The organism is Pseudomonas sp. p1(2021b), assembly GCF_020151015.1.
In the GTDB taxonomy this organism is placed as follows: domain Bacteria; phylum Pseudomonadota; class Gammaproteobacteria; order Pseudomonadales; family Pseudomonadaceae; genus Aquipseudomonas; species Aquipseudomonas putida_K.
Genome location: NZ_CP083746.1, coordinates 2,786,309 through 2,809,318, shown reverse-complemented (window position 1 = coordinate 2,809,318; position 23,010 = coordinate 2,786,309). Strand labels below are relative to the sequence as shown.

Below are 23,010 nucleotides of genomic sequence, written 5' to 3'. Positions count from 1 at the left end.
TGCAAGTGGCTTTGGTGAGCACCCGGTCGCCCAGGTGCTTCAGTGAATCGCCGGTCATTCGTGTGCTTCGGGGTCTCTGATGTGCTTGTCGAAGAGCTTCTTATGACGCCTGGCAAATCGAGCCACATGAGCAATCGCAAGCAGGGCGATACAAAACAGCGCCAGTGGCCATAGCCGTGCGATCACGTAGGCTGCCAGTGGTGTCCAGAATGCAATGATGAATAGTGAGAAGAAGACATCTGTCCGCGTTTCACCCTTCTTGTCCTTCCACCACATATAAGTGCCTCTGGATCCCTCCGTGTCGTAGGGCGTCCACCCGCGAAGACGAGCGATCAACTCAAGAATCGGATTGCGCCCAGGAGAGCTGTCATCGATCCAGGCCCACGAATGACGCCATGCCTTTCCGAGAAGAGCGACAGCTGAAAATGTCAGAGCGATCCCCAGACCAAGTGCCATGCAAGCCAGAAGCTGTCCTGGCAAGGTCTCGAGGAATTGCGGTGGATTCATAGTTCTTCCTCCTGTTGATTTCCCTGATACCCCTCGCGAGAAGGGCATCGAGGAAATCCTGCTGGCTCCGTTACACGCCACGGTGGCCTGGGCGATTCCTTACTTGCTGCAGCCTCCACCGGTTCCCCGGCGTGGCCCGCTGTACCAGTGCATCAGCCCGTTCTGAGGGCTACCTGGCAGGGAGCGTTGCAGCTCAACCCTCCATCCGCGCCGTAAGCGCCTGATTTCGAGCTGGCCAGTTCCAGAGCTGGCATGGGGATCGAATTTATTGCTCGCGCTGTGCCGTCGCCGGGATCGATCCGCGAGGTTCCCATCAATGTGAAAGAGCGATGAGGCTTGAGGGCCTCCCGAGGGGCTGTGTAGCGCCTCGATATGGGCAACATTACCAATGGCATTATTTATTTGTCAATGCCGATGGTAATAAAATTTCTCGCGCCCACAAAAAATGCTTGCCACTGAGGGGCATTCGTCATGGTGGCGTTTTGATAGAATCCAGCCCGTCACATAAGGAGCTTTTGAAAATGAAAAGGGCGGTTGTAGCTTTATCTGTTGGTTTGGCGCTTGCCGGATGCGGGAATGCCGATAGGGAAAAGGCTGAAAAGCTTCAAGGAGAGGTGAGCAAGCTGCAGTCTGAGGTCGCCACGCTCAAGGCGGAGTTGGATGCTGAAAAACATGGGGCTCAAAGGCTACTGGCGCGAGCGAAGGACGCCAAGGATGCCGGAAATAAAGCTTCTGCCAAATCAGGCTTGCAAGACCTGATCGCTCGTCACCCAGAAAAGCCAGAGGCGGCTACGGCAAAAGCCCTGCTTGATGCTATCGATCGAGAGGAAAAGGCTGCTGAAGCCGAGAGGCTGGCGGCCGAGGCAAGGAAGGCGGAGGAGACCAGGGCCGCCCTGGCTCGGCTGGACAAAAGCCTGAAGAAAAATACCGATGAGATCAAAGGGATAACCTGGGTTTCCCACAAGTCCATCCCTACGCTCGACACCTATATGTCCCTGTATTTCGGTTTGGAGGGCGAGAACTCTCGGGTTATGCCGCTGAGGCTGAAACTCCAATACCATTCTGATAGCTGGCTATTCGTCCAGAGCGTAACGATCAAAGCTGATGACCAGACATTCCAGCTTGGCAGCCTCGACTTCGAGCGAGATAACGGTTACGGCGGAATTTGGGAGTGGTCGGATACAGTGGCCAGGGATCAAGCCATGCTCAGAAAAATTGCCGATGCCAAAAAGGTAACCATCAGATTTGACGGCCGCCAGTACTATAGCGACTTTACTCTGCCGGACTCTCAAAAGCGCGCCATCAAAGAAATGATTTTGGCATGGGAGCGCTACGGCGGTAAGGCTTGATGCCCACAAAAGAAGCCCGCGCCAGGCGGGCTCGTCGGGACGTCGTGGTGACTACATAGAATCGATCTGCGCTTTCAGCTGACTTGCTGAGCGCTCGTATAGGCGTCGGTAGGCATCGCGGTCGTCGTCAATAAGGTGGTCCAGATATTCGAGCCACGAGACGTACATTTCGGCCAGCTCTGATTTCAGCAATGGCAGACGATCAACCTCGGCCTTGTACAAAGCCTTTCCTTTGCCCTTGGCATCATTTACGCAGGTCCTGACCACATCCAGGCGGTGATGGAAGGCCTCCGACCAACGCTTGCTGCCCTCGCCATATTTTCTTTCTGCATCCCAAACCTTGGTCTGCTGCTCAATCGCGTCGATGCTGCAGATGGCCGGAAGGCCAGTCATCTTTTCGATATAGGTCGGCTCAGCGGTAGCCAGGGTTGACCAGAGGAGGGATGTGAACAGAGTAGCTAGCAGGGGCTTGCGCATTTTGCTCTTCCTGAAAAATCGCCATCCTACCACTCTGGCCATCAGCCATCACGCAGGCGTAAAAAAGCCCGCTGGGAAGCGCGGGCTAACGTAGGGAAATCGGATGAGCCTTCACTGTGCAGGGTAGGGCGTGAAAAAAGCGTGAAGGCATGAAAAAGCCCGCCGAAGCGGGTCGCGCAGATGCGACAAGCCAGGCGCGGGCCGCACTTCTCAGAAGGAGAGTTACAGCAAGTCGGTCCCGATCATGCCAAGACTAGGACGCATGATGCTTACTGGGTGCAGTCCTGGTACCGGATAGAACGATGATACGGCGGTCATGGCGAGCTCTTGCTTCCGTGCCTTCGTTTTGCTGTCCAGCGTCACCAATAAGTCTGAATGCAGTATCATCGCGGAGGTTACATGAATGGCATCTGCCGGGCTCACAAGATACTCCGTACTTCCCGCGCCCTTTCCTGATAGATAGCAATGCTTCCGCAGGGATGCAGCTTGGCGAGCGACTGCCTCATTTGCCATAACGAGCTGGAAGTTACTCCTGCGCAGCATGAGCTCAAATTTATCTCTCCCTTCGTCTGTAATGTTGGAGGATAAAACCTCCATGACGCCTATGGTTGATGTAGCGAGAATAATATCGCCCCTATCAAAGGCACCAGCTTGTGATGTAAGGGATTCGAGCACTCCCTTCCCATGCCCGCTTTCAGATTTAAGCAATGCCAAGAACGCTGATGTATCCCAATATACAATAGACCGCTTACCAGCCACTACGCAGCTCCCTTACATAATCTTCAGCATCCTGCTCCCCACCGATCTCCGGCTCGGACCCTGCTAGGCCGGCCAGGGTAGGCAGATCGGAATCTTTAGGGTGTATCTCAATGGTCGTGACCTTAATTTCGTAAGGCCAAAAATCGTCGCCGTAGTACTTAAGCTCGCCCTCAACGGTAGCCGTGTTCTCTACTGCAGCGGCGGCCTGGGAAAGCAACTTAGATGTAAATGTGCACTTTATTTCCATACCCCCCACTGGGGGGACAATCTTGAAGTAAAGCTGATTGTTGATTCCAGAATAACGTTTGACCGTTCCTTTGAAGCTGCCAATCTCTCTTCTCGTATCTGGAAGAGCTTGCTCAAAAGCCTTGGCCGCCGCCTCGTCGAACTTTATTACTTTCAGACCGGGGCCATCGATCCATATTCTGGAAAACCTCTCTCCAACGCCGCTAGCTAACTTTCTCAGGTGGCCGATTAGCTTTGCTTTGTCAGAGGTTACAGCCTCGGTGTTGGCACGGACGCTGATTATGAAGCGAGCCAATTCGTCCATGATGCTGCCCGCATTTACTGCGCTATCAGCATGGTCTATCCCGCGAAGCCCGATCATCGCCGGGCTGCTATGGCTCAGTTCGCTCACCACAAAATCTACCTTCGTGTGTGCTCCGCTGGCCATCAGGCTCTCGGTTTCGGCAAGCGCCGCCTTGAGGCAGGAAAGCTTATCAATGAACGAGCCAAGGCGGACGTCACCGCCGAGCTCATCTATTCCTTCCATGTGCAGTCGCAAGACCTTCTCAGGCACGACTAGCTTTTCAATTGCTCTATCCATAATCAATGCTGCCGCGTGTGCATGAGCCCTAAATATTTATCTTACATGGGGGCGATGCAAGTTTTGGTTTTTGCTGCCAAACGGATTGCTCCATCACTCCTCTCGGCACCCTGCCGAAGCTACTCTTTCGCCCGAAGTATCCGCCCCACCATCACCTCATCCCCATACCCCACCAACCGATCCTCCCCAGCCCGGCGGATCCTCACTCTGGCACCTCGCAAGGTGTCTTTACCCGGACAATTAGCCCCAGGTGGGTTTCCTCTGCATATCCGGCAAGCCTTTCCTCGGCGTCCTGAAAGGACCGGCACATCCTCAGTACGGCTTGAGCATCTGGGTCATTCCCGGACAGGCTGATGCGCTCAGCAATCCGTTTCAGCTCGACGGCTGACCACTTGAGGTCAGATGCAAGGCCTTGAAGGTCGCGGCGGAGTTCTTGGTTGGGCTTGGTTAGGGACATGGACGATTCCTCAGAGGCGGCACATGACCTTGCTCGGGCCAAGGATGGCGCCGACATAGTGGATCTTGTCGATGTCAGTCCAGGCGATATTCCGGCGTTCATAAGCCGAATTCACCGACATCACGCTCACGCCGTCCTCGCTCTCGAAGAGGAGCTCTTTGACCATGCTCTGGCCGTCAGTTGTGGTCACCATCACATACTCACCTGGCACCAGCCGGTGGTTTGGCTCGCAGACGGCAACCCAACCATTGCGGATCGCTGGAGCCATGGAATCACCTTTGAGCCGTAGCGCGTAGGCATCTTCGTCGCGGGTCCAGGTCTCCACCCAGCCGTCCGAGTTATCCAGGCCAACCCAATAGCCGTCATTTCCAAGCTGAGCGGTACCCATGATCTCGATCCTTCGAGGTGCGGTGGTGATTGGCGGTCCTGGCTCGACATTAGAAGTCGCCCCTTGAGCCACCATTGCCAAGGCATCTATTTCTTCAGCAAGGCGCGTGCTGAAGCTGGAAACGGGAACCTGGAGAATTCGCGAGAAAGCAGCGGCAACCCCTGTGTTCAACGGGTTCACACCATTTAGATAGTGGCTCACTGAGCTCTGGTTCATGTCAAGAAGGTGCGCCAGGCGCTCCTGAGTGAGACCCAGTTCTTTTTTCTTGGAGGTGAAGATCGCCTTCAGCCGAAGGCATTCCTCTTTCCGATCTTGGGGGAGAGGGCGTTTTTTCATGGGTGAATCGTATTCCCAGCGGTAATTCGCAACAAACACCGATGGCATTGAATTATTTAAATGCCATAGGTAATATCTGGGTAAGAGAAATCCATGGAGCACCCCATGAGCCGAGTCCACATCAAGCAATTCGCTGCTCAGCGCGGGCAATCCGAAGCCGCCGCGCTTCTAGGTATGACCCAGGGCGCTTTGAGCAAGGCTATCCGCGTTGGCAGGGACGTGTACGTCACTGAAAACGCCGATGGCACCTTCAGCGCTGAAGAAGTCCGCCCATTCCCATGCCAAGCAGCGCTGAAAAAATCCGCCGCCTAACCAATTCCAACCGCAAGGAGCAGTACCCGTATGGCCTATGACAACCCCGCCCATAAGCGCAGCGAAGTAGTGAAGTCCCGCTACAAGCCGGAGGACGTTCGCATGCTCCGAATGGAGGCGCGCGCGGCCGGGATGCAGCTGGCTACCTACGTCCATGAGCTTTCGATGATCGCCAGGCGCCTGGGCGCAGCAGAGCTGATCCGCGAAATGCACGGTATCGGTGAGCAGGATAAGACGGCTTAAAGGCCTTATGGAGGGCCTATGCCTGAAAGCACCTTCAACTTGCTGGAGAAGGGGGCTCAGGAAGAGGTTCGGCAGCTAAGTGCCGAGCTTGGATGGAGCCTCGAGTACGCCGCCAATCAGTACCTGGAAGCAGGGCGATCTTTGGCGGTGCAGGCCCAGCTAAGGCAGATGCGGCATAAAGCCCCACTGCTGTCGCTGGTGGATCACAAAAAGGGCCTCGAAAGGGCCTAAGTAGAGCAGGGGAAGGGCATGACACCAGAACAGTTCAAGCAGGAAATGCAGCTGATCTTTGCGCGGGCCTGCGCTGAGTCGCTTAAGGAGTCGGTGGGCTACATCCTGCGCGATGACCTCAAAGAGGAGAAGGCCAGGGCTCACGGTGAAGCGTTCGCCTCGGCCTTCGTGTTCATGTCGCGCTACTTCACACCCGAAGCGGTTGCGTCACGGGAGCATGAGCTTGCTTCTCGCCAATACCACTCGCGTAGTAATCCCGAAGCTGCATCTCAAGAGAACGAAGCATCTCTTTGTCCAGAGTTGCTGTCGTTGCTGAAAACACAAAAGTCGACGCAGGAACGTATCGACCAGCTATTAGCGCGTTGAGGGTATCCCTCGCCATTTGTTCGACAGATTTTTCAGTCATGTCCGGCCTCCGATGGCCTCTGGTGTGGAAATCGGAACCTACCACGGATGCGCCGGACACCCAATGCAGCACGCAACACCAAATCGCAGGCACAAAAAAAACCACCGGGCAAGGGTGGCTTTTTCAACTGCATTCGTAACGCTTGTGTGAGGCCATCATATATGCACCAGACCATCCAAAGCAATACCGTGGCCCTCGCGCCACAAAATGCGAACCGCGATTTCGTGGCGCGCACTATGTCGTCTCGCGAGATCGCGGAACTGACGGGCAAGCAGCACCAGCATGTCAAACGCGACATCGAAAAGATGCTTGGCGACCTCAAAGAAGATGCGTCCAGCTTTGGACGGATCTATCTCGACACCATGAACCGCCAGCAGACCGAGTATCTGCTTGACCGCGAGCACACCGAATGCCTGCTGACCGGCTACAGCGCGGTCATGCGCATGGCCGTCATCAAGCGCTGGCGTGAGCTGGAGGAGGGTGAGGGCCGAGTTATTGCTACCCTGCCAGATTTCTCCAATCCTGCCGCCGCAGCCAGAGCCTGGGCTGAGCAGTATGAACAGCGCCAAGCTGCTCAACAGGCTCTTGCAATCGCCGCTCCAAAGGTTGAATTCGTCGACAAGTATGTCCAGTCGACTGGCCTCAAGGGCTTCCGCCAGACCGCCAAGCTACTGAAGGCCAATGAGGCCCGATTCCGCGAGTTCCTGCTCGACAAGAAGATCATGTACCGCATGGGGGGCGAGTGGCAGGCATATCAGCAGCACATCGACGCTGGGCGCTTCGAAGTCAAAACCGACACTGCCGAGAACGGCCACGCCTTCAACCAAACCAAATTCACCCCGAAGGGCGTCACCTGGGTGGCCGGCCTGTGGGCACAGTACAACCTGGACGGAATCTGACATGCAATTCACCGTGTCCATCAACCAGGTCAAAGCGCTCGAGTGGGGTCTGAACTCCCAACAAGCGCTGTTGTTCGCGTTTGTCTACGCGGCGCCGAGCTGGGCAGCTCCCGTAAAGACCGAAGACGGCATTTTCTTCGCCCTGAGCAAGGCCAAGATCGTCGAGGAGCTTCCGCTGCTGACCGATAAAGCCGACACGGCTTATCGGATGCTGAAGGCCTTGGACGAGGCCGGTTTGATTGAGCTGTCCAGCACTTCGAATATCACTCTGTTCCGCCTGACCAAGAAAGCCCAGGAGTGGAACAAGAAAGAGGATGGATCGGAAAAATATCCGACCCCACCTCAAGTCAAGGGTCGGAAAAAAATCCGATCTACCTCGGAAAAAAATCCGAGCAAGGTCGGAAAAAAATCCGATCTAGGGTCGGAAAAAAATCCGACAAATCAAGATACCAGTAATCACGATACCAATCAGGATACCAGTCACAGTTCGCAGGAAGGTTCGGGCGAGCCGAACCCGCCTGCTGGGAAAGTGGTCGCCCTGATCCCGGTCGGGGGCGAAGAACCACGCTGTGAAATCCCTGCTGACATGCCGGGTACGAAAGATCAGTCCTGCAAAACCTTCAAGGCCTGGGCCAACTACGCGATGGCTTACCGCAAACGGTACGGTGCGTGGCCCGTCTGGAATGCGAAGGTAGCGGGCCAGGTCAGCATGCTGGTTGACCGGCTCGGTATCGATGTAGCCCACCACGTCGCCGCGTACTTCGTCAGGATCAACGACAGCAAGCTGGTCAGCCGCATGCACAGCCTGGGCGACCTGCTCCAGAACGCTGAGGCCTACCACACCCAGTGGGTCACCAATCGCCAGATGACGGGCACCACCGCCCGCCAGATCGAACAAACCCAAGCCAACTTCAGCGCTGCCGAGCAAGCCCTGGAAGCGCTGCGAGCCAAGAGGGCTGCAACCCATGCTGAGTGAAGACCAGCAAGACCAACTGCTGCTGTCCCTGTTCGCCACTGCCGAGGTGATGGGTCAGCAGCTCACCCAAGCGGCTGCGCTGCTGATGGTCGAGGACCTGCGTGAGTACAGCGAGGGCGTGCTGACTGATGCGCTCCGCACTTGCCGCCGTGAAGGTGGCCGCCTGACCGTAGCGACGATTCTCAAGCATGCCCAGGCCGCTGACGGGCGCCCAGGAAAGGACGAGGCGTGGGGTATCGCCATGGCTGGCTTCGACGAGCGCGAGACTGTGGTGCTGACCGACGAGATGCGCGTGGCCATGAACTCGGCAGCCGCAACCTTCGAAGCTGGCGACAAGGTGGGTGCTCGCATGGCCTTCATGAGCGCCTACGAGCGACTGGTGGCCCAGGCCCGCGCAGAGGCTAAGCCGGTCAATTGGGGTGTGTCGCTAGGGTTTGATCCGAATAGCCGCACACAGGCCATCGAGCGCGCTGTGCGTTTGCAGCTGCTGCCCCAGGAACGCGCTGCCGTGTACCTGGCCGATCTACGCACAACCCCGATCACCGAAGACGGCCAGGCCATCGCTGGACTGATCACTGGCGAAGTCCGAGCCCAGGCCAGCCCCAAGGTGCGGGAGAAGATCGCCGAAGTGCGCTGCATCCTCGAGGCCGCCAAGGCCAAGAAAGACCGCGAGCGGGCCAAAGAAGCCCAGCGCCGCCGTATCGACACCTACCTTCGCAAGCGGCAGACCCGTGCTGCGCTCGCCCAGCTTCAGGAGAACGGCTCCATGGCCAAGTTGAACATCAAGCGCGCCGGGCAGCCGGCCGGGGAGGGGGTGTGAGCATGCGCCGAGAAGAATTCGAGAAGGCCTATGCGGAAGCCCACGACATGCGTGTCGAGGATTTCGTCCAGTACCGGATGGGCGATACGTACCGGCTGCCCATGATCGCGAAGTGCTGGCGATTCTGGCAGATGGCTATCCAGGCAGGGCTGAGGCCCTTGCAGTCCACCCAATCTGACCACGTTGTTGGCTACGCAGATGGTTGCCTTGTCTGCGGCAAATGGGGCGGCCACTTCGGCCTGCCATGTCCGCGCACGACCCCTATGGCCTCGCAGGAGAAGCACTGATGGACACCAACAAGATGCGCGAGCTGAAGGAACTGGCCGAGGCTGCAGGCAGCGATGAGTGGTATGCCGCTGGCGATCTGCGCTATTGCGACGACAAGACCGGAGAAACCCATGGCCTACACCATGATGACAGCCGGTTCATCGCCGCCGCCAGTCCTGCCACTGTCCTGGCCCTGCTCGCGGAGGTCGAGCGGCTGGCGATCAGTCGCAGCAAAAAAGAGCGAGAGCTTGAACAAGAGCTTGAAACCTGGCGCCACGGACCATTCTGCTGGACCTGCGGTGACACCGGCGACGTGCACGACATCACCGGGGAGTGGCGAGGCGAATGCGATTGCCTCTCCGCCCAGCTCATCAACGCCAATCGAGAGCGCGACCAGTTCAAGGCCGAGAACGAGGCGCTGCGCAGCCTGGTCCTTTCCGCGCTCGAGGAGAGTAATGGGCGCCCAGGCAGCGGCGGCAATGCGCCTGGCCACTGCCACGAGGTGCCAGGTGTATGGGATCGCGGGAACGGTGATCGGTCAGGCACGCAATGCGGCTGGTGCCGTATCTGGAGCGCCGCCCAGGCCATGGCCAAGGAGGCGAGGCATGATCGATAACCGCCGACTGCTAATCATCCAGGTTGCCCTCTCCATGCTCGAGCAATGGTATTCGACCTGGGAAGGGTTCAAGGGGCACCACGATGGCGGCATCCGTCGCCTGGCCCTTCATTCGAAGGCTAGGGGTCTGGTCTATCACGACCGGGCTTTGCTCAAGGCGGAGGATGCGTTCAATGGCTGAAAAAATCAGCGTGAACAGCCAGGCCAAGCTCTCCGAGGCCGTGACCATGCTCACCCGCATGTTCCGCGACAAGAAGTTCGTCGTGGTCAGCATGCGCCCGGGCAAGGACCGCACCTTGGACCAGAACGCCCTGTGGTGGGCCATGTACGACCGCATCGCCAAGAGCACCGAGATGGGCGACATCGAGGACGTGCGCCGGTACTGCAAGCTGCATTTCGGCGTGCCGATCATGCGCGCTGGCTGCGAGGAGTTCCGCACTGGTTGGGCCGAGTCGTTCATCCACCTGCCGTATGAGGTGAAGCTACGCCTGATGGGTCCGTGCGCGATGTTCGGGCCGGACGGCTTCCCGGTCACCCGGCTGTTCGACCGGGCCCAGGGCTGCCAGTACACCGACCGCATCGTGGCTGAGTTCGCACCGCAGGGTGTGGTGTTCAGCGACTTGCTTAGCGAGGAGGCGGCATGAGCGACGGACTTGGAATCACCACGCAAACCACTGTGTTCCTCTCGGCCGAGAAGGTCGTGAAAGAGATGGACGCCGAGGATATTGGCTCCTTCTGTTCCGCAGTGGCTCAGCGACTGGATCAAGAGTACGCCGGGCGCGCCGGTGCCGCGGCGGACTTCGCCAGCGGGCTAAGTGAGATGGGCTGCCGGTTCCTGGCCGAGGTAGTCACGAGCTTCTACCAGCGGCAGAAACGGGAGGATCGCTGATGACTGCGATCAAGGAGATCAAGCTCAAGAAGTGCAAGGCGCCAGGCTGCGGCAAGCCCTTCAAACCGTCCATGACCACGCAGAAGGTCTGCAGCATCGCCTGTGCCAAGGCCATGGCCAAGGACCCGAAGCTGCAGAAGATCGCGGCCAAGGCCATCACCAAGCAGGCCCGCCAGGATCTGCAGGAGCGCCGCGAGAAGCTCAAGACGCGCCGCGAGCACATGGCTGAGGCGCAGACCGCGTTCAACGCCTACATCCGCGAGCGCGACGCCGGCCTGCCGTGCATCAGCTGCGACTCGTTGCCGAGCGACCACGACCTCATCACCGGCAGCCGCTGGGACGCCGGGCATTACCGGTCGGTGGGCGCTTGCCCGGAGCTGCGCTTCGAGCCGCTGAACGTCCATCGCCAGTGCGTGAAGTGCAACCGGAACCTGTCGGGCAACGCGGTCGAGTACCGCATCCGGCTGGTGAAGCGCATCGGCGCCGACCAGGTGGATTGGCTCGAAGGGCCTCATAAGCCCCAGCGCCTGACCATCGAGGACCTGCAGGCGATCAAGGCCCTGTACAGGCAAAAACTCAAAGACCTACGGAGGGCAGCAGCATGACCTGGACTATCCAAGACACCGCCAGCCTCATCTTGCTGGCCATGATCACCGCCTCCACCTGGTGCGTTCTGCGCGCCCAGTTGATCGCAAACCGCCGCAAGAAGGAGGCGCAGGCATGAACAAGACTTCCGTGTTGATCCGCATCCTGCTGGCTGGATCGGAAGGGAAAACCGCTTCGGCGGCCTGGGTCGACGCTGACCAGGGATGCGCAGGCTACGGCGGGTTGAGTCGCCAGGAGCGCTTCGAGATGGACTGCGAGTATCGCAGCCTGCTTCACAAGCGCCTGCTGCCGCGGCACTGGGATGCGCTGATTGCGCGCTACACCCTGGACACTACAGAGAGGGGCCATGCCATCAAGGGGCTGGGCCGGGTGATCGCCACCCACGCACACCAGCACTTCAAGTTCTATGCAGTGCTGACCTGGGCAGAGCCGCAGAAGCCTGGAGCAGACGGAAAGCGGTCCTCCGCCATCCTGCAGGCGAACATCTATGACATGAACCTGTGGGATGACAACAAGGGCACCCCGGAGCGCACTCGCCGTGACTGGCGGAGCAAGATCCACAAGGCCCTGGAGGAAATGGTAGGCGAGGCCATAAACGCTGGCGTAGAGCTTCTGGAGCGAGAAGAGCTATTTGTGAAGATGGCAGCTTGACATCCTTTGCCGCATTGCCGAATATATCCCCATCCTGTCATTCCTGCGCGTGTTGAGGAGTGACGAAAAGAAACCCGGCCAATGAGCCGGGTTTTTTATTGCCCGAAGAGGCCCTCAAGAGGCCCGACGCCACCTCTGGCGAGGTCAGATTTTTTTTGTGTAGCACGGAACGTTTTGATGGCGCTATGATTCTGATAGGTTGCTAACTAAACAAACATGGAAGACCGTGATTATGAAAACCGTTCTAGCTGCTGCAGCACTGTCCCTTGTCGCTGCGTCTGCCGGAGCAGCTGAGCTTTCCGGGGCGCTGGGTGCGACAAGTCAAGGCGGCATTACGGCGCGTGCAGGCGTTGGCTTTTACTGGGACAAAAGCTGGTTTGAATCCAGTACTGGCCGTCTAACCGGTTACTGGGATGCTGGGTATACCTATTGGGAAGCAGGAGATGCTTCCGGTGGCGCTCACTCGCTGTCCTTTGCGCCAGTTTTCGTTTACGAGTTCGGCAGCGGTAACGTGAAGCCATTCGTTGAGGCTGGCATCGGCCTGGCGGTCTTCTCTGGTACGTCCGCAGGTGACCAGGACTTTGGTTCGGCCTTCAACTTCGAAGACCGCATCGGTGCGGGCTTGAAGATCGGCGAGACGCAGAAGGTTGGCATCCGAGCGATTCACTACTCCAACGCTGGCATTAAGCAGCCCAACGACGGTATCGAGTCGTACTCGCTGTTCTACAGCCACCAGATTTAAAAAAGCACGATCCCTCTTTGCCCGCCCTGTGCGGGCTTTTTTATGCGGATGACACGCTCAGGCAGCTGGGCTAAGTCGGTAGTGGCGTCGATCAAAGCCGTGCGCTCCCTGATCGACTACGCGATGAGAGTCTGGGGTACGTGACCCAGCGAGCCAGACCAGCAAGCCGGGTACGCACCGGCCCTCCGCACCCATTCTGAGCCTCGGTACATGCCGGGGCTTTTTCGTATCTGGAGCATGCAAATGTCCGAAACCAACGAAACCCTCGCGTCATTGCGCTCCAGCATCGAAGCGCTGCACAGTTTTGGCGTCACTCTGCAGATGATGGTCTCGAGCAAAGCAGAAGCCTCTTTCGTTTCAGAGCTTGCATCCCGCGTCACTGCCTGCGAGGGCCGGGTCGCCGCATGCGGAGGCCAGGTTGCGGCCCAGGGCGCGCCGATTGCTGCACTGGGTCATGCTGTGGCATCGCCTGGAAATAAGGCGGATAGCACCGCGACCGAGATGCTCACCAGCCGAGTAACCGGCCAGAGCGACCACAGCGGCTACGTCACGGGCGAGAAGCCAGCCCGACAAGCCATGGAGGAAGTGGTTTCCCGCGCCGAGGCCGATCTGGCGCTGGCTAAGCGTATCGGGTCCTACGAATGCAAGCTTTCTGCCGGCACCGTGAAAGTCACCTTGGCCGCTGACGTGCCCAGCGACGAAGAAATGAAAGGTATCAGCAACGCGACCATCAAGGGTGCCAGCGGCCTTAAGCTCGGGCCCAGCCTGGAAGAAGACGTTCGCCGCTTGCTCCGAGAGGAGTTGAAACCGGGCGGTATCCTGCATCGCTACTGAATACAGCCCGCCGAGTGCGGGTTTCTTTTTTCTATGGAGCACCCTATGGCCGAACCGAGTACCGGCGCCCTTGCAGTGACCGGCGTACTTGCCAGCGTCGGCCTGGGTGCTTTCTTCCCTGAACTGGACCTAGCCACCCTGGTGGGCGCGTTCGGCGGGGCTTTCTTCTACGTCGTGTACGCCAAGGACATCGGCATGCTTCGCCGCATCGGCTACCTGCTGGCCGGCTGGATCGGTGGCTACCTTGGTGCTGCTGAGATGCTGGGCAGGGCCTGGACGCAAACCGCAGGCTTCAGCGCCTTCGTGTGCGGCGTGCTCTGCGTCGTCACGTTCTCTGGCTTGCTGGAGTGGATGCAGACCGGGCAGATGCCCCGGTGGCTGCAATGGGTCTTCCGCCTGCGAGCCAGGAAGGAGGGTTGAATGGTTGCCGTTATCCAGGCCGCACTGTGCGCCGTCATCTTCGTGATGATCGGCTTGCGCTACCGGCCATACCCCGATGCCCGCTACAAGCTGGGCGTATCCCTGATGGCCTGGGCTGCCTGCGCGGTGACCGGCATGCAGTGTGTCAGCCTCATCGGCCGCATGGTGCTCCATGACGAGTTCGCTGATGTGTCGTGGTTCAACACTGCGTTCTATCTTCTGGCCGCCATTCTGGTGTGTCGGGCCAAGGGGAACGTGGCCAAGATCGTGCGCGTTGACTGACCCGCGCCACAAATTCGAGATTCGCCGTTTCGAGGCGCGAGGAATGGCCAATGGCTTCGGTAACTGCTCATGTCGTCTGCCGCCAGCGGTGGTGGCTGACATACTACTTGGCCGGTGTTCTGGCCCTGGCACAGCTGACCCGTCGTGAGCCATGCCTGGAGCGTGTCAGCTACTGGGTGGGCCGCGGCATCGAGATCGAGGTTCACCCTGAATGACCACCATCGCCTACAAGGACGGCGTAATCGCCTACGACTCCCGAGTCACCCGAGGCGACCTCATCACCGACGATGATTGCGACAAGTGCATTGAGCGCGATGGCGTGAAGTTCTTCCTGACAGGCGCCGTCTGTGACTATGACGCTCTGGTGGGGGCCTATTTCGGCACATCCCCATCGGGGAAGGTCGACGCTTCTGCAATCGTCCTTCACGACGGCAATCTGATGATGGTTGCCGTAGACGACGATACCGGCCTGTGGAAGTCGCCACTCAAGGCAGACCGGCCGTACGCCATTGGCAGCGGTACGCCATACGCATTCGCTGCGATGGACATGGGCGCATCTGCCGAGAAGGCCGTCGAGATGGCGGCAAGGCGCGATACAAGCACTGGTGGCAAGGTCCGCACGCTTCGTATCGACCGAGATCAATAAGGATTCGACATGAGTACCAAGCAACCCGACTGGGAGGCGATCGAACGAGCCTACCGGGCCGGGTCGCTTTCGGTTCGAGCAATAGCCGAGAACAACGGCGTCACTGAAGGCGCAGTACGCAAGCGAGCCAAGAAGGAAGGCTGGACGCGCGACCTCGCCAGTCAAGTCAAGACGGCGGCTCGCGACAAGCTGGTACGCAGCGCGGTACGCACGCCCAGTACGCAGCCTCGTACCGATGCGGAAATCATCGAGGAGGCGTCTAACCAGGCTGCCTCCGTGGTGCTGGCTCATCGAACCGGTTTGGCCAACTGGCGCTCGATCGCCGACAAGCTTTCGGTGGCCCTGGCCGAGATGGACGTCAACGAAGAAAACCTGGGGGACTTCTCCCGTGCGCTGAACGCTGGCGTAGATGCCCAGCTCAAGGTCATCAAGGGCGAGCGGCAGGCATACGGCCTGGACAGTGAGGAAGGCAATCGCACGGTCGACGAGCTGGCCGCCATGATGGATGAGCTATCGAAGGACGCCTGACCATGAAGCCCGAGCACCTGAAACTGCTCCGGGACCGGTTCTGGCGGCTGAACAACCTGTACTTCATCACGGACAAGCAGGGCAAGAAGGTCCGCTTCCGCATGACGCAGGAGCAGGTCGATTACTTCCAGGGGATGCACACCCGCAACATCATCCTCAAGGCGCGGCAGTTGGGCTTCACCACACTGGTTTGCATCGTCCAGTTGGATGCCGCGCTGTTTGAAGCGGCCAAGTGCGCCCTGATCGCCCACACCCTGAACGACGCCAAGCGCCTGTTCCGGGAGAAAGTGAAGTACGCCTACGATCACCTGCCCAAGGAGATCAAGGCGGCCAACCCGGCGCGCAACGACGCCGCGGGGGAGCTGGTGTTCAGCAAGGGCGGGTCGCTGTACGTGTCCACCTCCTTTCGGGGCGGCACGCTGCGCTACCTGCACGTTTCCGAGTTCGGGAAGATCTGTGCCAAGTTCCCGCACAAGGCGCGGGAGATTGTCACCGGCGCGTTCGAGGCGGTGGCCGCTGAGTGCTTCGTCACTATTGAATCGACCGCAGAAGGCCGGGCCGGGTATTTCTTCGACTACAGCCAGTCTGCCGAGAAGCAGCAGCTCGCCGGTGTGCCCTTGGGCTTGCTGGACTGGAAGTTCTTTTTCTTCAGCTGGTGGCGGAATCCGCTGTACTGGCTGGGCCCGACCGGCGTTGTCATCCCAGACCGTCTGACCAAGTACTTCGACGACCTGACCGCCAAGCACGGCATCGTCACCAACCCAGGCCAGCGCGCCTGGTACGCCGCCAAGGAAAAGACCCTTGGCGACGATATGAAGCGTGAGTACCCATCGATACCTGCCGAAGCATTCCAGCAGACAATCGAGGGCGCCTACTACGCCAAGCAGTTCACCAAGCTCTACGCCGCCCAGCGTATCGGCAAGCTACCAGACAACAGTCACCTGCCGGTGCACACGTTCTGGGACATCGGCGTGGGCGACTCCACGGCCATCTGGTTCGTCCGGATCGTCGGCGAGGAATACCACGTCGTCGACTTCTACCAGAACAGCGGTGAAGGCCTGCGGCATTACATGAAGGTGCTTAAAGATCGCGGATACACCTACGGCGAGCATTGGGGGCCCCACGACATCGACAACCGGGAATTTGGTAGCGACGGCAAGACTCGGCGAGAACTCGCGCGAGAGGGCTACGAGATCGACGGTGAGAAGTACCGCATGACCTTCCAGGTGGTCCCGAAGCTCGGCGTGGACGAAGGCATTGAGCAGGCGCGGGAAATCCTGCCGAACTGCGCGTTCGACGAGGCGAAGTGCAGCGAGGGTATTACCGCTCTGGAGAGCTACCGCAAGGAATGGGACGACAAGCGTGGGTGCTGGAAGGACAAACCGCTTCACGACTGGTCCTCGCACCCGGCTGATGGGTTCCGCTATTTCGCCGTTGCCATGGCGCGACGTAAACGCACAGGCGGTGTCCGCCGTATCGGAGGTTTGGCGTAATGCCTGTTCAATCAACCCACCCAGACTACGACGCTCACATCGAAGAGTGGCGGATGATGGACGACGCTTTGGAGGGCGAGGGAGCCATCAAGCGCAACCCGCGAAACCTGCCCAAGCCAAGCGGTATGGTCGAGGCGGAAAAGCTGGACGGCGCCGGCAATGCCTACCTCTACCAGAACTACACCGCCCGAGCCCAGTACGAGCACTGGGTGCGGGATTCGCTGCGCTCGATGATGGGCCTGGTCTCTAGGCTGATCCCCGAGGTGAAGCTACCCTCGGGGCTGAAGGCGCTGGAGGACAACGCTACGGCCGATGGCTTCGGCTTGACCCAGCTGTTCCTGCGGATCGTGCGCCAGGCCATTTCCCACGGCCGCGTGCCATTGGTGGTCAACATCGACGACAAGGGGCAGCCGTACTTCGCCACCTACGCGGTGCGCAACGCCATCAACTGGGATACTGCCGACCAAGGCGGTCGGCAGGATTTGGTGCTTTCCGTATTCCGTGAGTTCCGGCGTAAGGAGCAGGATCGCTACAGCCACGAGTGCGAGACGGTCTATCGCGAGTTCTATATGGACGGCGCGGTGTGCCGCACTGGCGTGCGCAACGAGGCCGGCGAGCTGATCGAGGACGACCGCCCGTTGGGCACCGTCGACGGCAGCAACAACCTGGTGCGGGGTTTGGATTACATCCCGGTCATCTACTGCGGCTCGACCGACAACTCGCCGGACGTAGACGAGATCCCGTTGCTGACCATGGCGCGGGCCGCGCTGAAGTCGTACCAGCTCAGCGCCGACTACTTCACCGCGCTGCACCAGACCAGCCACCCGCAGCCGTGGGTGTCCGGCCTGGATGAGAGCGTGGAGCTCAGCGTCACCGGCCCATCTGCGGCCTGGGACCTGGGGCCAAGCGGGTCGTGTGGCTATCTGGAGTTCCAGGGCGCCGGCATTGAGGCGGTCCGTACGGCGATGGAAGACCAGAAGAACGCGGCCCTCGAGGCTGGCGCCAAGGTCATGGACGTTTCAGGCACTGAGTCGGGAGAGGCTCGAAAGACCCGCCAGAACGACCAGCATGCCACGTTGCACAGCATCGTCATCACCGCTGCAGAGGCCATCGAGCAGGCCCTGCGGTACGCCGCAGAGTGGACCGGCTTCAATCCCGATGAGGTTGTCTTCACGGTTAAGCCTGAGTTCGTGATCCCCGAGGTCAATGCCCAAGTGCTGGCCGAGCTGCAGAAGAGCGTGATGGCCGGCACCATCAGCGCCGAGACCTACTGGCAGTACCTGACCACTGGAAAGCTGCCCGAACGCCCCTACGAAGAAGAGGCCGAACTGATCGGCGAAGACCGAGACAAGGCCGGCATTGACCTGGACATAGATGATGGCGAAGAAACCGGAGCAGACGGCGGACGAGAAGCTGCTGGAGCAGGTGGGGCGCCACTCGGTACTGCTTGAGCGGCTCAAAGCCGGCGAGGTCAGGAAGTTCGAAACCTACCTGCGCCGGGCTGACACGCATGTCCGTGACCAGCTCACTCGCAAGGAGCTGACCACCTACAGCCGCAGCCGGCTTGAGGAGTTTCTCGGGAGGGTGGGCGGCAAGCTGTTGGAGATCTACAAGGCGTTCAGCGACCGGATGCAGTCCGACCTGGTGGACATCGCGCAGTACGAAGCTGCATTCGAGGGGCGCAGCCTGGCGAAAGCACTGCTGATCGACGCGGTGATGCCGGCGGACTCCCTGATTCGGGCCGCGATCAACACGCAGCCCCTGCAGGTAGCCGGGATCGACGGCGGCAAGCTGCTCAAGCCCTTCCTGAGCGGGTGGACGCGCACGGAGGCGGACAGGGTAACCAACGCCATCCGGATGGGTGTCGTGCAGGGCCAGACCAATGCCGAGATCACCCAGGCCATACGCGGCACCGCTGCGCAGAACTTCACGGACGGCGTGCTGGCGGCCACAAACCGTAGCGCCCGGGCCGTCGTCCAGACCGCAGTCCAGCATGTAGCCACCACGGCGCGCATGGAAACACTGAAGGCGAACGCCGGGGTAGTTCCTGGGTATCGGATCGTCGCCACTCTGGATCGTAAGACCAGTGTGCAGTGCCGGAGCCTGGATGGCCGCGAGTACGAGATGGGGAAGGGGCCTGTGCCCCCGTTCCACATTCACTGCCGAACCACCATCACGCCGATCACAAGGTTGTCGGCGCTGTTCGGGCAAGGTGCCACGAGGGCTTCCGTTGGCGCGGATGGCGGCGGGCAGGTCTCGGCAAGCCTCAGCTACTACCAGTGGCTCAAGACGCAGCCAGCGGCGTTTCAAGATGCAGCGCTGGGGCCGGTGCGCGGCAAGCTGTTCCGCGATGGCGGCCTGACGGCTGAGCGCTTCGCCGCCTTGCAGTTGGACAAGAACTTCAAGCCGCTGACGCTGGACCAGCTCAAGGAGCTGGAGCCTCTAGCCTTTGCGCGGGCGAACCTATAAATTCCAAGCCTCACCCAACTCCGAGGAATACTAGGTGTCAGGCTATCGTGAATTGCAGGAAGCATATGAGCGCAATCATCAAGCAACAATTCAAAGGCGTTTCTTGACACGCGACGCCCTCAATGGAATCCGTACTGCCCTGCTGGCGCGCCTGGGAATCAATGATCAAGCCTCAGAGGTCGTACTTTGGAACTCGCCACATGGTGGGGAGCTTTACCCTAGGCTGGCTTTGCTAGAGCTGAAGGATGTCCTGCGCGCACGCGGCGCCATTGCGTTGAGGGCCTCATCTGAAGCCCCGGCAGTCTCACTGCCGTTCGACGTGCAATTTGAATACTGCCAGGAAAAAGTAGTTGTCACCGTTGAGAGTGCCCAGCCGAAGACCATCAACGGTGAAATGGATTTAGTAGATATCGCAAATGGGATTTATGAACTGCTTCTTCTGAGACTCTCCACCTATTGATCTGCTGCGAAAGCAAGGATTTACACCAACCCCGCCAAGTGCGGGGTTTTTTATGCCCGCCAGGCGGGTCAACCAATCCCCAGGGGATAGCCACATGCCTTTTGACTTCGACCCGGCCGCCCACGGCCTCACCCTCGACGAAAGCCAAACCGCCGCGCTGAAGGCAGCACTGGGCGGCGAGGTTCAGAAATTCCTGGATGGTGAGGTCTCTGGCCTCAAGTCCAAAAACACCGAGCTGATCGGCTCCAACAAGACCATCAAGGCCGAGCTGGACAAACTGAAAGGTCAGTTCGACGGCCTGGACATCGAGGCTGTCAAGGGCCTGCTGGCCAAGGCCGGTCAGGACGAAGAGACCAGGCTGATCGCCGAGGGCAAGCTGGACGAGGTAATCAGCCGGCGCACCGAGCGCCTGCGCACTGACCTGGACAAGCAAGTCAAGGCCGCTAACGAGCGCGCCGACAAGGCCGAAGCCTTCGCTGCCAAGTACAGCGACAAGGTGCTGGCTGACTCCATCCGCGCAGCCGCCATCAAGGCCGGCGCGCTGCCCGAGGCTGCTGAAGACATCATCCTCCGCGCCCGTGGCACCTTCAAACTGAGCGAAGACGGCGAGCCTGTCGCCTTTGACCGTAATGGCGAAGTCATCTACGGCAAGGACGGCAAGTCCCCACTGTCTCCCCTCGAATGGGCGGAATCGCTGCGCGAGACCGCTTCCCACCTGTGGCCAAGGGCCCAGGGTGCCGGGCAGACCGGCGACAACGGTGGCAAGGCCACGAAGAAATGGGGCGAGTACACCGAGGCCGAGCGCGCTGCGATCGCCCGTGACAACCCCGACGCGTACAAAAAACTCCAAGCCACCCGAGGAACCTAACCCATGGCATCTACCCAACTGTCGGACATCTTCGTTTCCGACTACTACGGCACTCTTGAGCCGGTGAACTCCCCAGAGAAGACCGCCGTCTACGAGTCCGGCATCATCACCCGATCCGCGACTCTGGACGACATCGCCAAGAACGGCCAAGGCACTTCCGAGATCAGCTACTGGCAGGATCTCGACGCCGATGAGGCGCCGAACATCTCCAATGACGATCCAGACGACCTGGGTGAGGTTGGCAAGGCCGAGCAGGGCAGCATGCGTGCCCGGACCCTGTATCTCAACAAAGGCTACGGCGTATCCGATCTGACCGCTGAGCTGGCCAACTCCGAGCCGATGCAGCACATCCGCAACCGCTTCGGTACCTACTGGACCCGCCAGTGGCAGCGTTACCTGATGGGCGCAGCCCGCGGCGTGATTGCATCTAACATCGCCAACAACGGCGGCGACATGGTGAAGGATGCGGGCGCATCGATCAGCGCAAACGCCTTCCAAGACGCTGCCTTCACCGCTGGTGACGCCGCCGACATGTTCGCCGCAATCGGTGTGCACTCGGTCGTGATGAACCAAATGGTGAAGCAGGACATGATCGAGTATCTGCGCGACTCGCAGGGCAAGATCATCCTGGCGACCTACCTGGGCAAGCCGGTCTTCATGGATGACGGCCTGATCTACGCCCCTGGACAGTACCTGTCGCTGTTCTTCGGTCAGGGCGCATTCGGCTACGGCGAGGGCAGCCCGCACATGCCGGTCGAGATGCAGCGCAAGCCGGATGGCGGTAATGGCGGCGGCGCCGAGGTGTTGTGGGAGCGCAAGACTTACATCCTGCAGCCGGCCGGCTTCAGCTGGCAGGGCAGCGACAACCGCAACTTGAGCCCGACCGCCACCCAGTACGCCGCTGCGGCCAACTGGAAGCGCGTGTTCGACCGCAAGCAGGTTCCGTTCGCCGCGGTCATCAGCGGCACCGCCACCCCTTGATCCCATGATGCAGGGCGCCGACCAGGAGCCCTGCGCAGGAGCTCACCATGAAAGTCATTTACACCAATACTCCAGGCAGCGAGCGCGGCACCTGCTATCGCCGCCTGGACCAGTTCTTCGGCGTTATCGACGGAGCTACCTCGGTTTCCGTGCAGGGCGATGCCCCGCACATCAGTGAGGCTTACCAGCGACAGGGCATCAGCGTAAGCGAGATCGAAGAAGGCCTGCGCCTGGACGGCCCGACCATCGCCCAGTGGGTAGCGGAGGGTTACAAGGCGTCGGCGTACCCACCTGCTGGATATGCCGCCACCAGTACTGCGGCAGAGATCGCCAAAGCGCTGGAGGAGGAGGGCGACGGCGCTCCCGAGACTGACCCTCACAAGATGAAGGTGCCGGAACTCAAAGAGTGGTTGACGGACCAGGGCATCACCTTCGATCCAGCCCTCAACAAGCCCGAGCTGCAGGCCCTGATTCCGAAGGACTAAGCCATGACCGACTTCATCACTGTCGCTGACGTTGACGAAAAGCTTGGCCAGGGGTGGGCTGGTGCCGGTGATGCAGTCCTTGCCGTGAACATGGCCAATGCCTGGCTCACGGCCAAGATCAAGCGGGCGGTACCCATTCCGGTGCCGGATGCCATCGTGACCGCTGGCGCGCAGGTCGCCAAGCTCGCCGCCGAAGGCAAGCTCTACAAGGACACCCAGCGCGAGGTGCAGAGCAAGACGGTGTCGGCCCAGGCTGGCACCTCGACCAGCAAGACCTACGTCGCGGGCTCTGTCGATCGGTCGACCGGTGAGAACTTCGCCCTCGACCTCATCGCGCCCTGGACCCGCCGCGCGGGCACCGTAATGCTCAAGAGGATCTGACCCATGGGCATGCGCGAAGAACTGCAGGCCGAGCTGGCGGAGGCGTTCGATGATCCAGACGGCCTGGCCGACACAGTCAAGCCGGTAGCCGGGATTCGCACTATCAAGGGTGGCTATGACCCGGAAATCGGCGGCACAGTGCCTGCCACAACGATCCTTTACTCCGGTCGCGGGGTGTTCGGCAGCTATCTGGCGAAGGAAATCGACGGCACACGCATCCAATCCGAGGATGTGAGGCTGCTGGTGCTCCAGAACGAGCTGTTCGAGGAGGAGGGCGGTGCTGTCACCGATACCCCGGCGGCGCCCAAAATCGGCGACCAAGTGAGCGGCTATCGCGCGCTCAATGTCTCCGAGGACCCGGCCAAAGCCACATGGACAATCCAGCTGAGGAAGTGACATGCCACGC

38 protein-coding genes are annotated in these 23,010 nt (G+C 59.9%); 32 read left to right on the top strand and 6 right to left on the bottom strand.

What is annotated here, in order from left to right:
* Nucleotides 1-54: 54 nt before the first annotated feature.
* On the bottom strand, nucleotides 55-507 hold the full coding sequence (locus tag K8374_RS13065; RefSeq protein WP_224455905.1) for a hypothetical protein: 453 nt from the start codon (nucleotides 505-507) through the stop codon (nucleotides 55-57).
* Nucleotides 508-1,028: 521 nt separating this feature from the next.
* Here K8374_RS13065 and K8374_RS13060 point away from each other — a divergent pair.
* Nucleotides 1,029-1,856, top strand: coding sequence for a hypothetical protein (locus K8374_RS13060; protein ID WP_224455904.1), 828 nt, complete (start codon nucleotides 1,029-1,031; stop codon nucleotides 1,854-1,856).
* A gap of 51 nt (nucleotides 1,857-1,907) precedes the next feature.
* On the opposite strand, the gene K8374_RS13055 is transcribed toward K8374_RS13060, so the two are convergent.
* From K8374_RS13055 to K8374_RS13035, 5 genes are all read right to left on the bottom strand, one after another.
* Nucleotides 1,908-2,333, bottom strand: coding sequence for a hypothetical protein (locus K8374_RS13055; RefSeq protein WP_224455903.1), 426 nt, complete (start codon nucleotides 2,331-2,333; stop codon nucleotides 1,908-1,910).
* A 222-nt stretch (nucleotides 2,334-2,555) separates the two neighbouring features.
* On the bottom strand, nucleotides 2,556-3,092 hold the full coding sequence (locus K8374_RS13050) for a type II toxin-antitoxin system VapC family toxin (RefSeq protein ID WP_082433391.1): 537 nt from the start codon (nucleotides 3,090-3,092) through the stop codon (nucleotides 2,556-2,558).
* Nucleotides 3,082-3,924: a hypothetical protein gene (locus tag K8374_RS13045; protein WP_224455902.1), complete on the bottom strand. Its 843-nt coding sequence runs from the start codon at nucleotides 3,922-3,924 to the stop codon at nucleotides 3,082-3,084. Before K8374_RS13045 ends, K8374_RS13050 begins: the two co-directional genes overlap by 11 nt.
* A 196-nt stretch (nucleotides 3,925-4,120) precedes the next feature.
* The gene (locus K8374_RS13040) at nucleotides 4,121-4,375 is read right to left on the bottom strand and encodes a hypothetical protein (protein WP_224455901.1); all 255 of its coding nucleotides are present in this window, start codon (nucleotides 4,373-4,375) and stop codon (nucleotides 4,121-4,123) included.
* A 10-nt stretch (nucleotides 4,376-4,385) separates the two neighbouring features.
* Nucleotides 4,386-5,099 carry a S24 family peptidase gene (locus K8374_RS13035; protein ID WP_224455900.1) on the bottom strand — a complete coding sequence of 238 codons (714 nt, stop codon included), beginning with the start codon at nucleotides 5,097-5,099 and terminating at the stop codon, nucleotides 4,386-4,388.
* Nucleotides 5,100-5,204: 105 nt separating this feature from the next.
* On the opposite strand from K8374_RS13035, the gene K8374_RS13030 reads away from it, so the two are divergent.
* The 31 genes from K8374_RS13030 to K8374_RS12885 all read left to right on the top strand — a co-directional run bounded on the left by K8374_RS13030 (nucleotide 5,205) and on the right by K8374_RS12885 (nucleotide 23,000).
* Nucleotides 5,205-5,411 carry a Cro/CI family transcriptional regulator gene (locus tag K8374_RS13030; RefSeq protein ID WP_224455899.1) on the top strand — a complete coding sequence of 69 codons (207 nt, stop codon included), beginning with the start codon at nucleotides 5,205-5,207 and terminating at the stop codon, nucleotides 5,409-5,411.
* Nucleotides 5,412-5,441: 30 nt separating this feature from the next.
* Complete coding sequence (locus K8374_RS13025; protein ID WP_224455898.1) at nucleotides 5,442-5,654, top strand: hypothetical protein; 213 nt, start codon at nucleotides 5,442-5,444, stop codon at nucleotides 5,652-5,654.
* A gap of 18 nt (nucleotides 5,655-5,672) precedes the next feature.
* A complete protein-coding gene (locus K8374_RS13020; RefSeq protein ID WP_224455897.1) occupies nucleotides 5,673-5,885 on the top strand; it encodes a hypothetical protein in 213 nt (70 codons plus the stop codon).
* A gap of 18 nt (nucleotides 5,886-5,903) precedes the next feature.
* Nucleotides 5,904-6,251 carry a hypothetical protein gene (locus K8374_RS13015; protein WP_224455896.1) on the top strand — a complete coding sequence of 116 codons (348 nt, stop codon included), beginning with the start codon at nucleotides 5,904-5,906 and terminating at the stop codon, nucleotides 6,249-6,251.
* Between the two features lie 201 nt (nucleotides 6,252-6,452).
* Nucleotides 6,453-7,190 carry a phage antirepressor KilAC domain-containing protein gene (locus K8374_RS13010; RefSeq protein ID WP_224455895.1) on the top strand — a complete coding sequence of 246 codons (738 nt, stop codon included), beginning with the start codon at nucleotides 6,453-6,455 and terminating at the stop codon, nucleotides 7,188-7,190.
* A gap of 1 nt (nucleotide 7,191) precedes the next feature.
* Nucleotides 7,192-8,166: a phage replication protein gene (locus K8374_RS13005; protein WP_224455894.1), complete on the top strand. Its 975-nt coding sequence runs from the start codon at nucleotides 7,192-7,194 to the stop codon at nucleotides 8,164-8,166.
* Nucleotides 8,156-8,986 carry a hypothetical protein gene (locus K8374_RS13000; protein WP_224455893.1) on the top strand — a complete coding sequence of 277 codons (831 nt, stop codon included), beginning with the start codon at nucleotides 8,156-8,158 and terminating at the stop codon, nucleotides 8,984-8,986. Before K8374_RS13005 ends, K8374_RS13000 begins: the two co-directional genes overlap by 11 nt.
* Before the next feature lie 2 nt (nucleotides 8,987-8,988).
* Nucleotides 8,989-9,273 carry a hypothetical protein gene (locus K8374_RS12995; RefSeq protein ID WP_224455892.1) on the top strand — a complete coding sequence of 95 codons (285 nt, stop codon included), beginning with the start codon at nucleotides 8,989-8,991 and terminating at the stop codon, nucleotides 9,271-9,273.
* On the top strand, nucleotides 9,273-9,869 hold the full coding sequence (locus K8374_RS12990; RefSeq protein ID WP_224455891.1) for an ead/Ea22-like family protein: 597 nt from the start codon (nucleotides 9,273-9,275) through the stop codon (nucleotides 9,867-9,869). Before K8374_RS12995 ends, K8374_RS12990 begins: the two co-directional genes overlap by 1 nt.
* On the top strand, nucleotides 9,859-10,050 hold the full coding sequence (locus K8374_RS12985; RefSeq protein ID WP_224455890.1) for a hypothetical protein: 192 nt from the start codon (nucleotides 9,859-9,861) through the stop codon (nucleotides 10,048-10,050). Before K8374_RS12990 ends, K8374_RS12985 begins: the two co-directional genes overlap by 11 nt.
* Entirely contained in the window at nucleotides 10,043-10,513 is a 471-nt protein-coding gene (locus K8374_RS12980; protein ID WP_084854833.1) for a hypothetical protein, read from the top strand. The genes K8374_RS12985 and K8374_RS12980 overlap by 8 nt, the downstream gene beginning before the upstream one ends.
* Nucleotides 10,510-10,758, top strand: coding sequence for a hypothetical protein (locus K8374_RS12975; protein WP_039615284.1), 249 nt, complete (start codon nucleotides 10,510-10,512; stop codon nucleotides 10,756-10,758). Before K8374_RS12980 ends, K8374_RS12975 begins: the two co-directional genes overlap by 4 nt.
* Nucleotides 10,758-11,363, top strand: coding sequence for a recombination protein NinG (locus K8374_RS12970; protein WP_224455889.1), 606 nt, complete (start codon nucleotides 10,758-10,760; stop codon nucleotides 11,361-11,363). The genes K8374_RS12975 and K8374_RS12970 overlap by 1 nt, the downstream gene beginning before the upstream one ends.
* The gene (locus K8374_RS26235; protein ID WP_263498514.1) at nucleotides 11,360-11,482 is read left to right on the top strand and encodes a hypothetical protein; all 123 of its coding nucleotides are present in this window, start codon (nucleotides 11,360-11,362) and stop codon (nucleotides 11,480-11,482) included. Before K8374_RS12970 ends, K8374_RS26235 begins: the two co-directional genes overlap by 4 nt.
* Complete coding sequence (locus K8374_RS12965; protein WP_060709501.1) at nucleotides 11,479-12,015, top strand: hypothetical protein; 537 nt, start codon at nucleotides 11,479-11,481, stop codon at nucleotides 12,013-12,015. The genes K8374_RS26235 and K8374_RS12965 overlap by 4 nt, the downstream gene beginning before the upstream one ends.
* A 232-nt stretch (nucleotides 12,016-12,247) precedes the next feature.
* The gene (locus tag K8374_RS12960) at nucleotides 12,248-12,757 is read left to right on the top strand and encodes an acyloxyacyl hydrolase (RefSeq protein ID WP_224455888.1); all 510 of its coding nucleotides are present in this window, start codon (nucleotides 12,248-12,250) and stop codon (nucleotides 12,755-12,757) included.
* A 243-nt stretch (nucleotides 12,758-13,000) separates the two neighbouring features.
* Nucleotides 13,001-13,591 (top strand): hypothetical protein, encoded by a 591-nt coding sequence (locus tag K8374_RS12955; protein ID WP_224455887.1) that lies wholly within the window; start codon nucleotides 13,001-13,003, stop codon nucleotides 13,589-13,591.
* Between the two features lie 45 nt (nucleotides 13,592-13,636).
* Nucleotides 13,637-14,011: a putative holin gene (locus tag K8374_RS12950; RefSeq protein ID WP_029886755.1), complete on the top strand. Its 375-nt coding sequence runs from the start codon at nucleotides 13,637-13,639 to the stop codon at nucleotides 14,009-14,011.
* Nucleotides 14,012-14,293 carry a phage holin family protein gene (locus K8374_RS12945; protein WP_029886756.1) on the top strand — a complete coding sequence of 94 codons (282 nt, stop codon included), beginning with the start codon at nucleotides 14,012-14,014 and terminating at the stop codon, nucleotides 14,291-14,293.
* A 50-nt stretch (nucleotides 14,294-14,343) separates the two neighbouring features.
* A complete protein-coding gene (locus tag K8374_RS12940) occupies nucleotides 14,344-14,508 on the top strand; it encodes a hypothetical protein (protein WP_023661590.1) in 165 nt (54 codons plus the stop codon).
* Complete coding sequence (locus K8374_RS12935; RefSeq protein ID WP_023661589.1) at nucleotides 14,505-14,939, top strand: proteasome subunit beta; 435 nt, start codon at nucleotides 14,505-14,507, stop codon at nucleotides 14,937-14,939. Before K8374_RS12940 ends, K8374_RS12935 begins: the two co-directional genes overlap by 4 nt.
* Before the next feature lie 9 nt (nucleotides 14,940-14,948).
* On the top strand, nucleotides 14,949-15,467 hold the full coding sequence (locus tag K8374_RS12930) for a hypothetical protein (RefSeq protein ID WP_224455886.1): 519 nt from the start codon (nucleotides 14,949-14,951) through the stop codon (nucleotides 15,465-15,467).
* A 2-nt stretch (nucleotides 15,468-15,469) separates the two neighbouring features.
* Nucleotides 15,470-16,960 carry a terminase gene (locus K8374_RS12925; protein WP_196143476.1) on the top strand — a complete coding sequence of 497 codons (1,491 nt, stop codon included), beginning with the start codon at nucleotides 15,470-15,472 and terminating at the stop codon, nucleotides 16,958-16,960.
* The gene (locus tag K8374_RS12920; protein WP_196166568.1) at nucleotides 16,960-18,411 is read left to right on the top strand and encodes a DUF4055 domain-containing protein; all 1,452 of its coding nucleotides are present in this window, start codon (nucleotides 16,960-16,962) and stop codon (nucleotides 18,409-18,411) included. The genes K8374_RS12925 and K8374_RS12920 overlap by 1 nt, the downstream gene beginning before the upstream one ends.
* Entirely contained in the window at nucleotides 18,338-19,429 is a 1,092-nt protein-coding gene (locus K8374_RS12915) for a minor capsid protein (RefSeq protein ID WP_224455885.1), read from the top strand. The genes K8374_RS12920 and K8374_RS12915 overlap by 74 nt, the downstream gene beginning before the upstream one ends.
* A 34-nt stretch (nucleotides 19,430-19,463) precedes the next feature.
* Nucleotides 19,464-19,889 (top strand): hypothetical protein, encoded by a 426-nt coding sequence (locus K8374_RS12910; protein WP_224455884.1) that lies wholly within the window; start codon nucleotides 19,464-19,466, stop codon nucleotides 19,887-19,889.
* A gap of 94 nt (nucleotides 19,890-19,983) precedes the next feature.
* Nucleotides 19,984-20,757, top strand: a complete 774-nt coding sequence (locus K8374_RS12905) for a hypothetical protein (protein WP_224455883.1) — start codon at nucleotides 19,984-19,986, stop codon at nucleotides 20,755-20,757.
* A 3-nt stretch (nucleotides 20,758-20,760) separates the two neighbouring features.
* Complete coding sequence (locus tag K8374_RS12900) at nucleotides 20,761-21,738, top strand: major capsid protein (protein ID WP_224455882.1); 978 nt, start codon at nucleotides 20,761-20,763, stop codon at nucleotides 21,736-21,738.
* 47 nt (nucleotides 21,739-21,785) lie between these two features.
* Nucleotides 21,786-22,223, top strand: a complete 438-nt coding sequence (locus tag K8374_RS12895; protein ID WP_224455881.1) for a hypothetical protein — start codon at nucleotides 21,786-21,788, stop codon at nucleotides 22,221-22,223.
* Between the two features lie 3 nt (nucleotides 22,224-22,226).
* On the top strand, nucleotides 22,227-22,604 hold the full coding sequence (locus K8374_RS12890; RefSeq protein WP_224455880.1) for a hypothetical protein: 378 nt from the start codon (nucleotides 22,227-22,229) through the stop codon (nucleotides 22,602-22,604).
* 3 nt (nucleotides 22,605-22,607) lie between these two features.
* Nucleotides 22,608-23,000, top strand: coding sequence for a hypothetical protein (locus tag K8374_RS12885; protein WP_224455879.1), 393 nt, complete (start codon nucleotides 22,608-22,610; stop codon nucleotides 22,998-23,000).
* The last annotated feature ends 10 nt before the right edge of the window (nucleotides 23,001-23,010 follow it).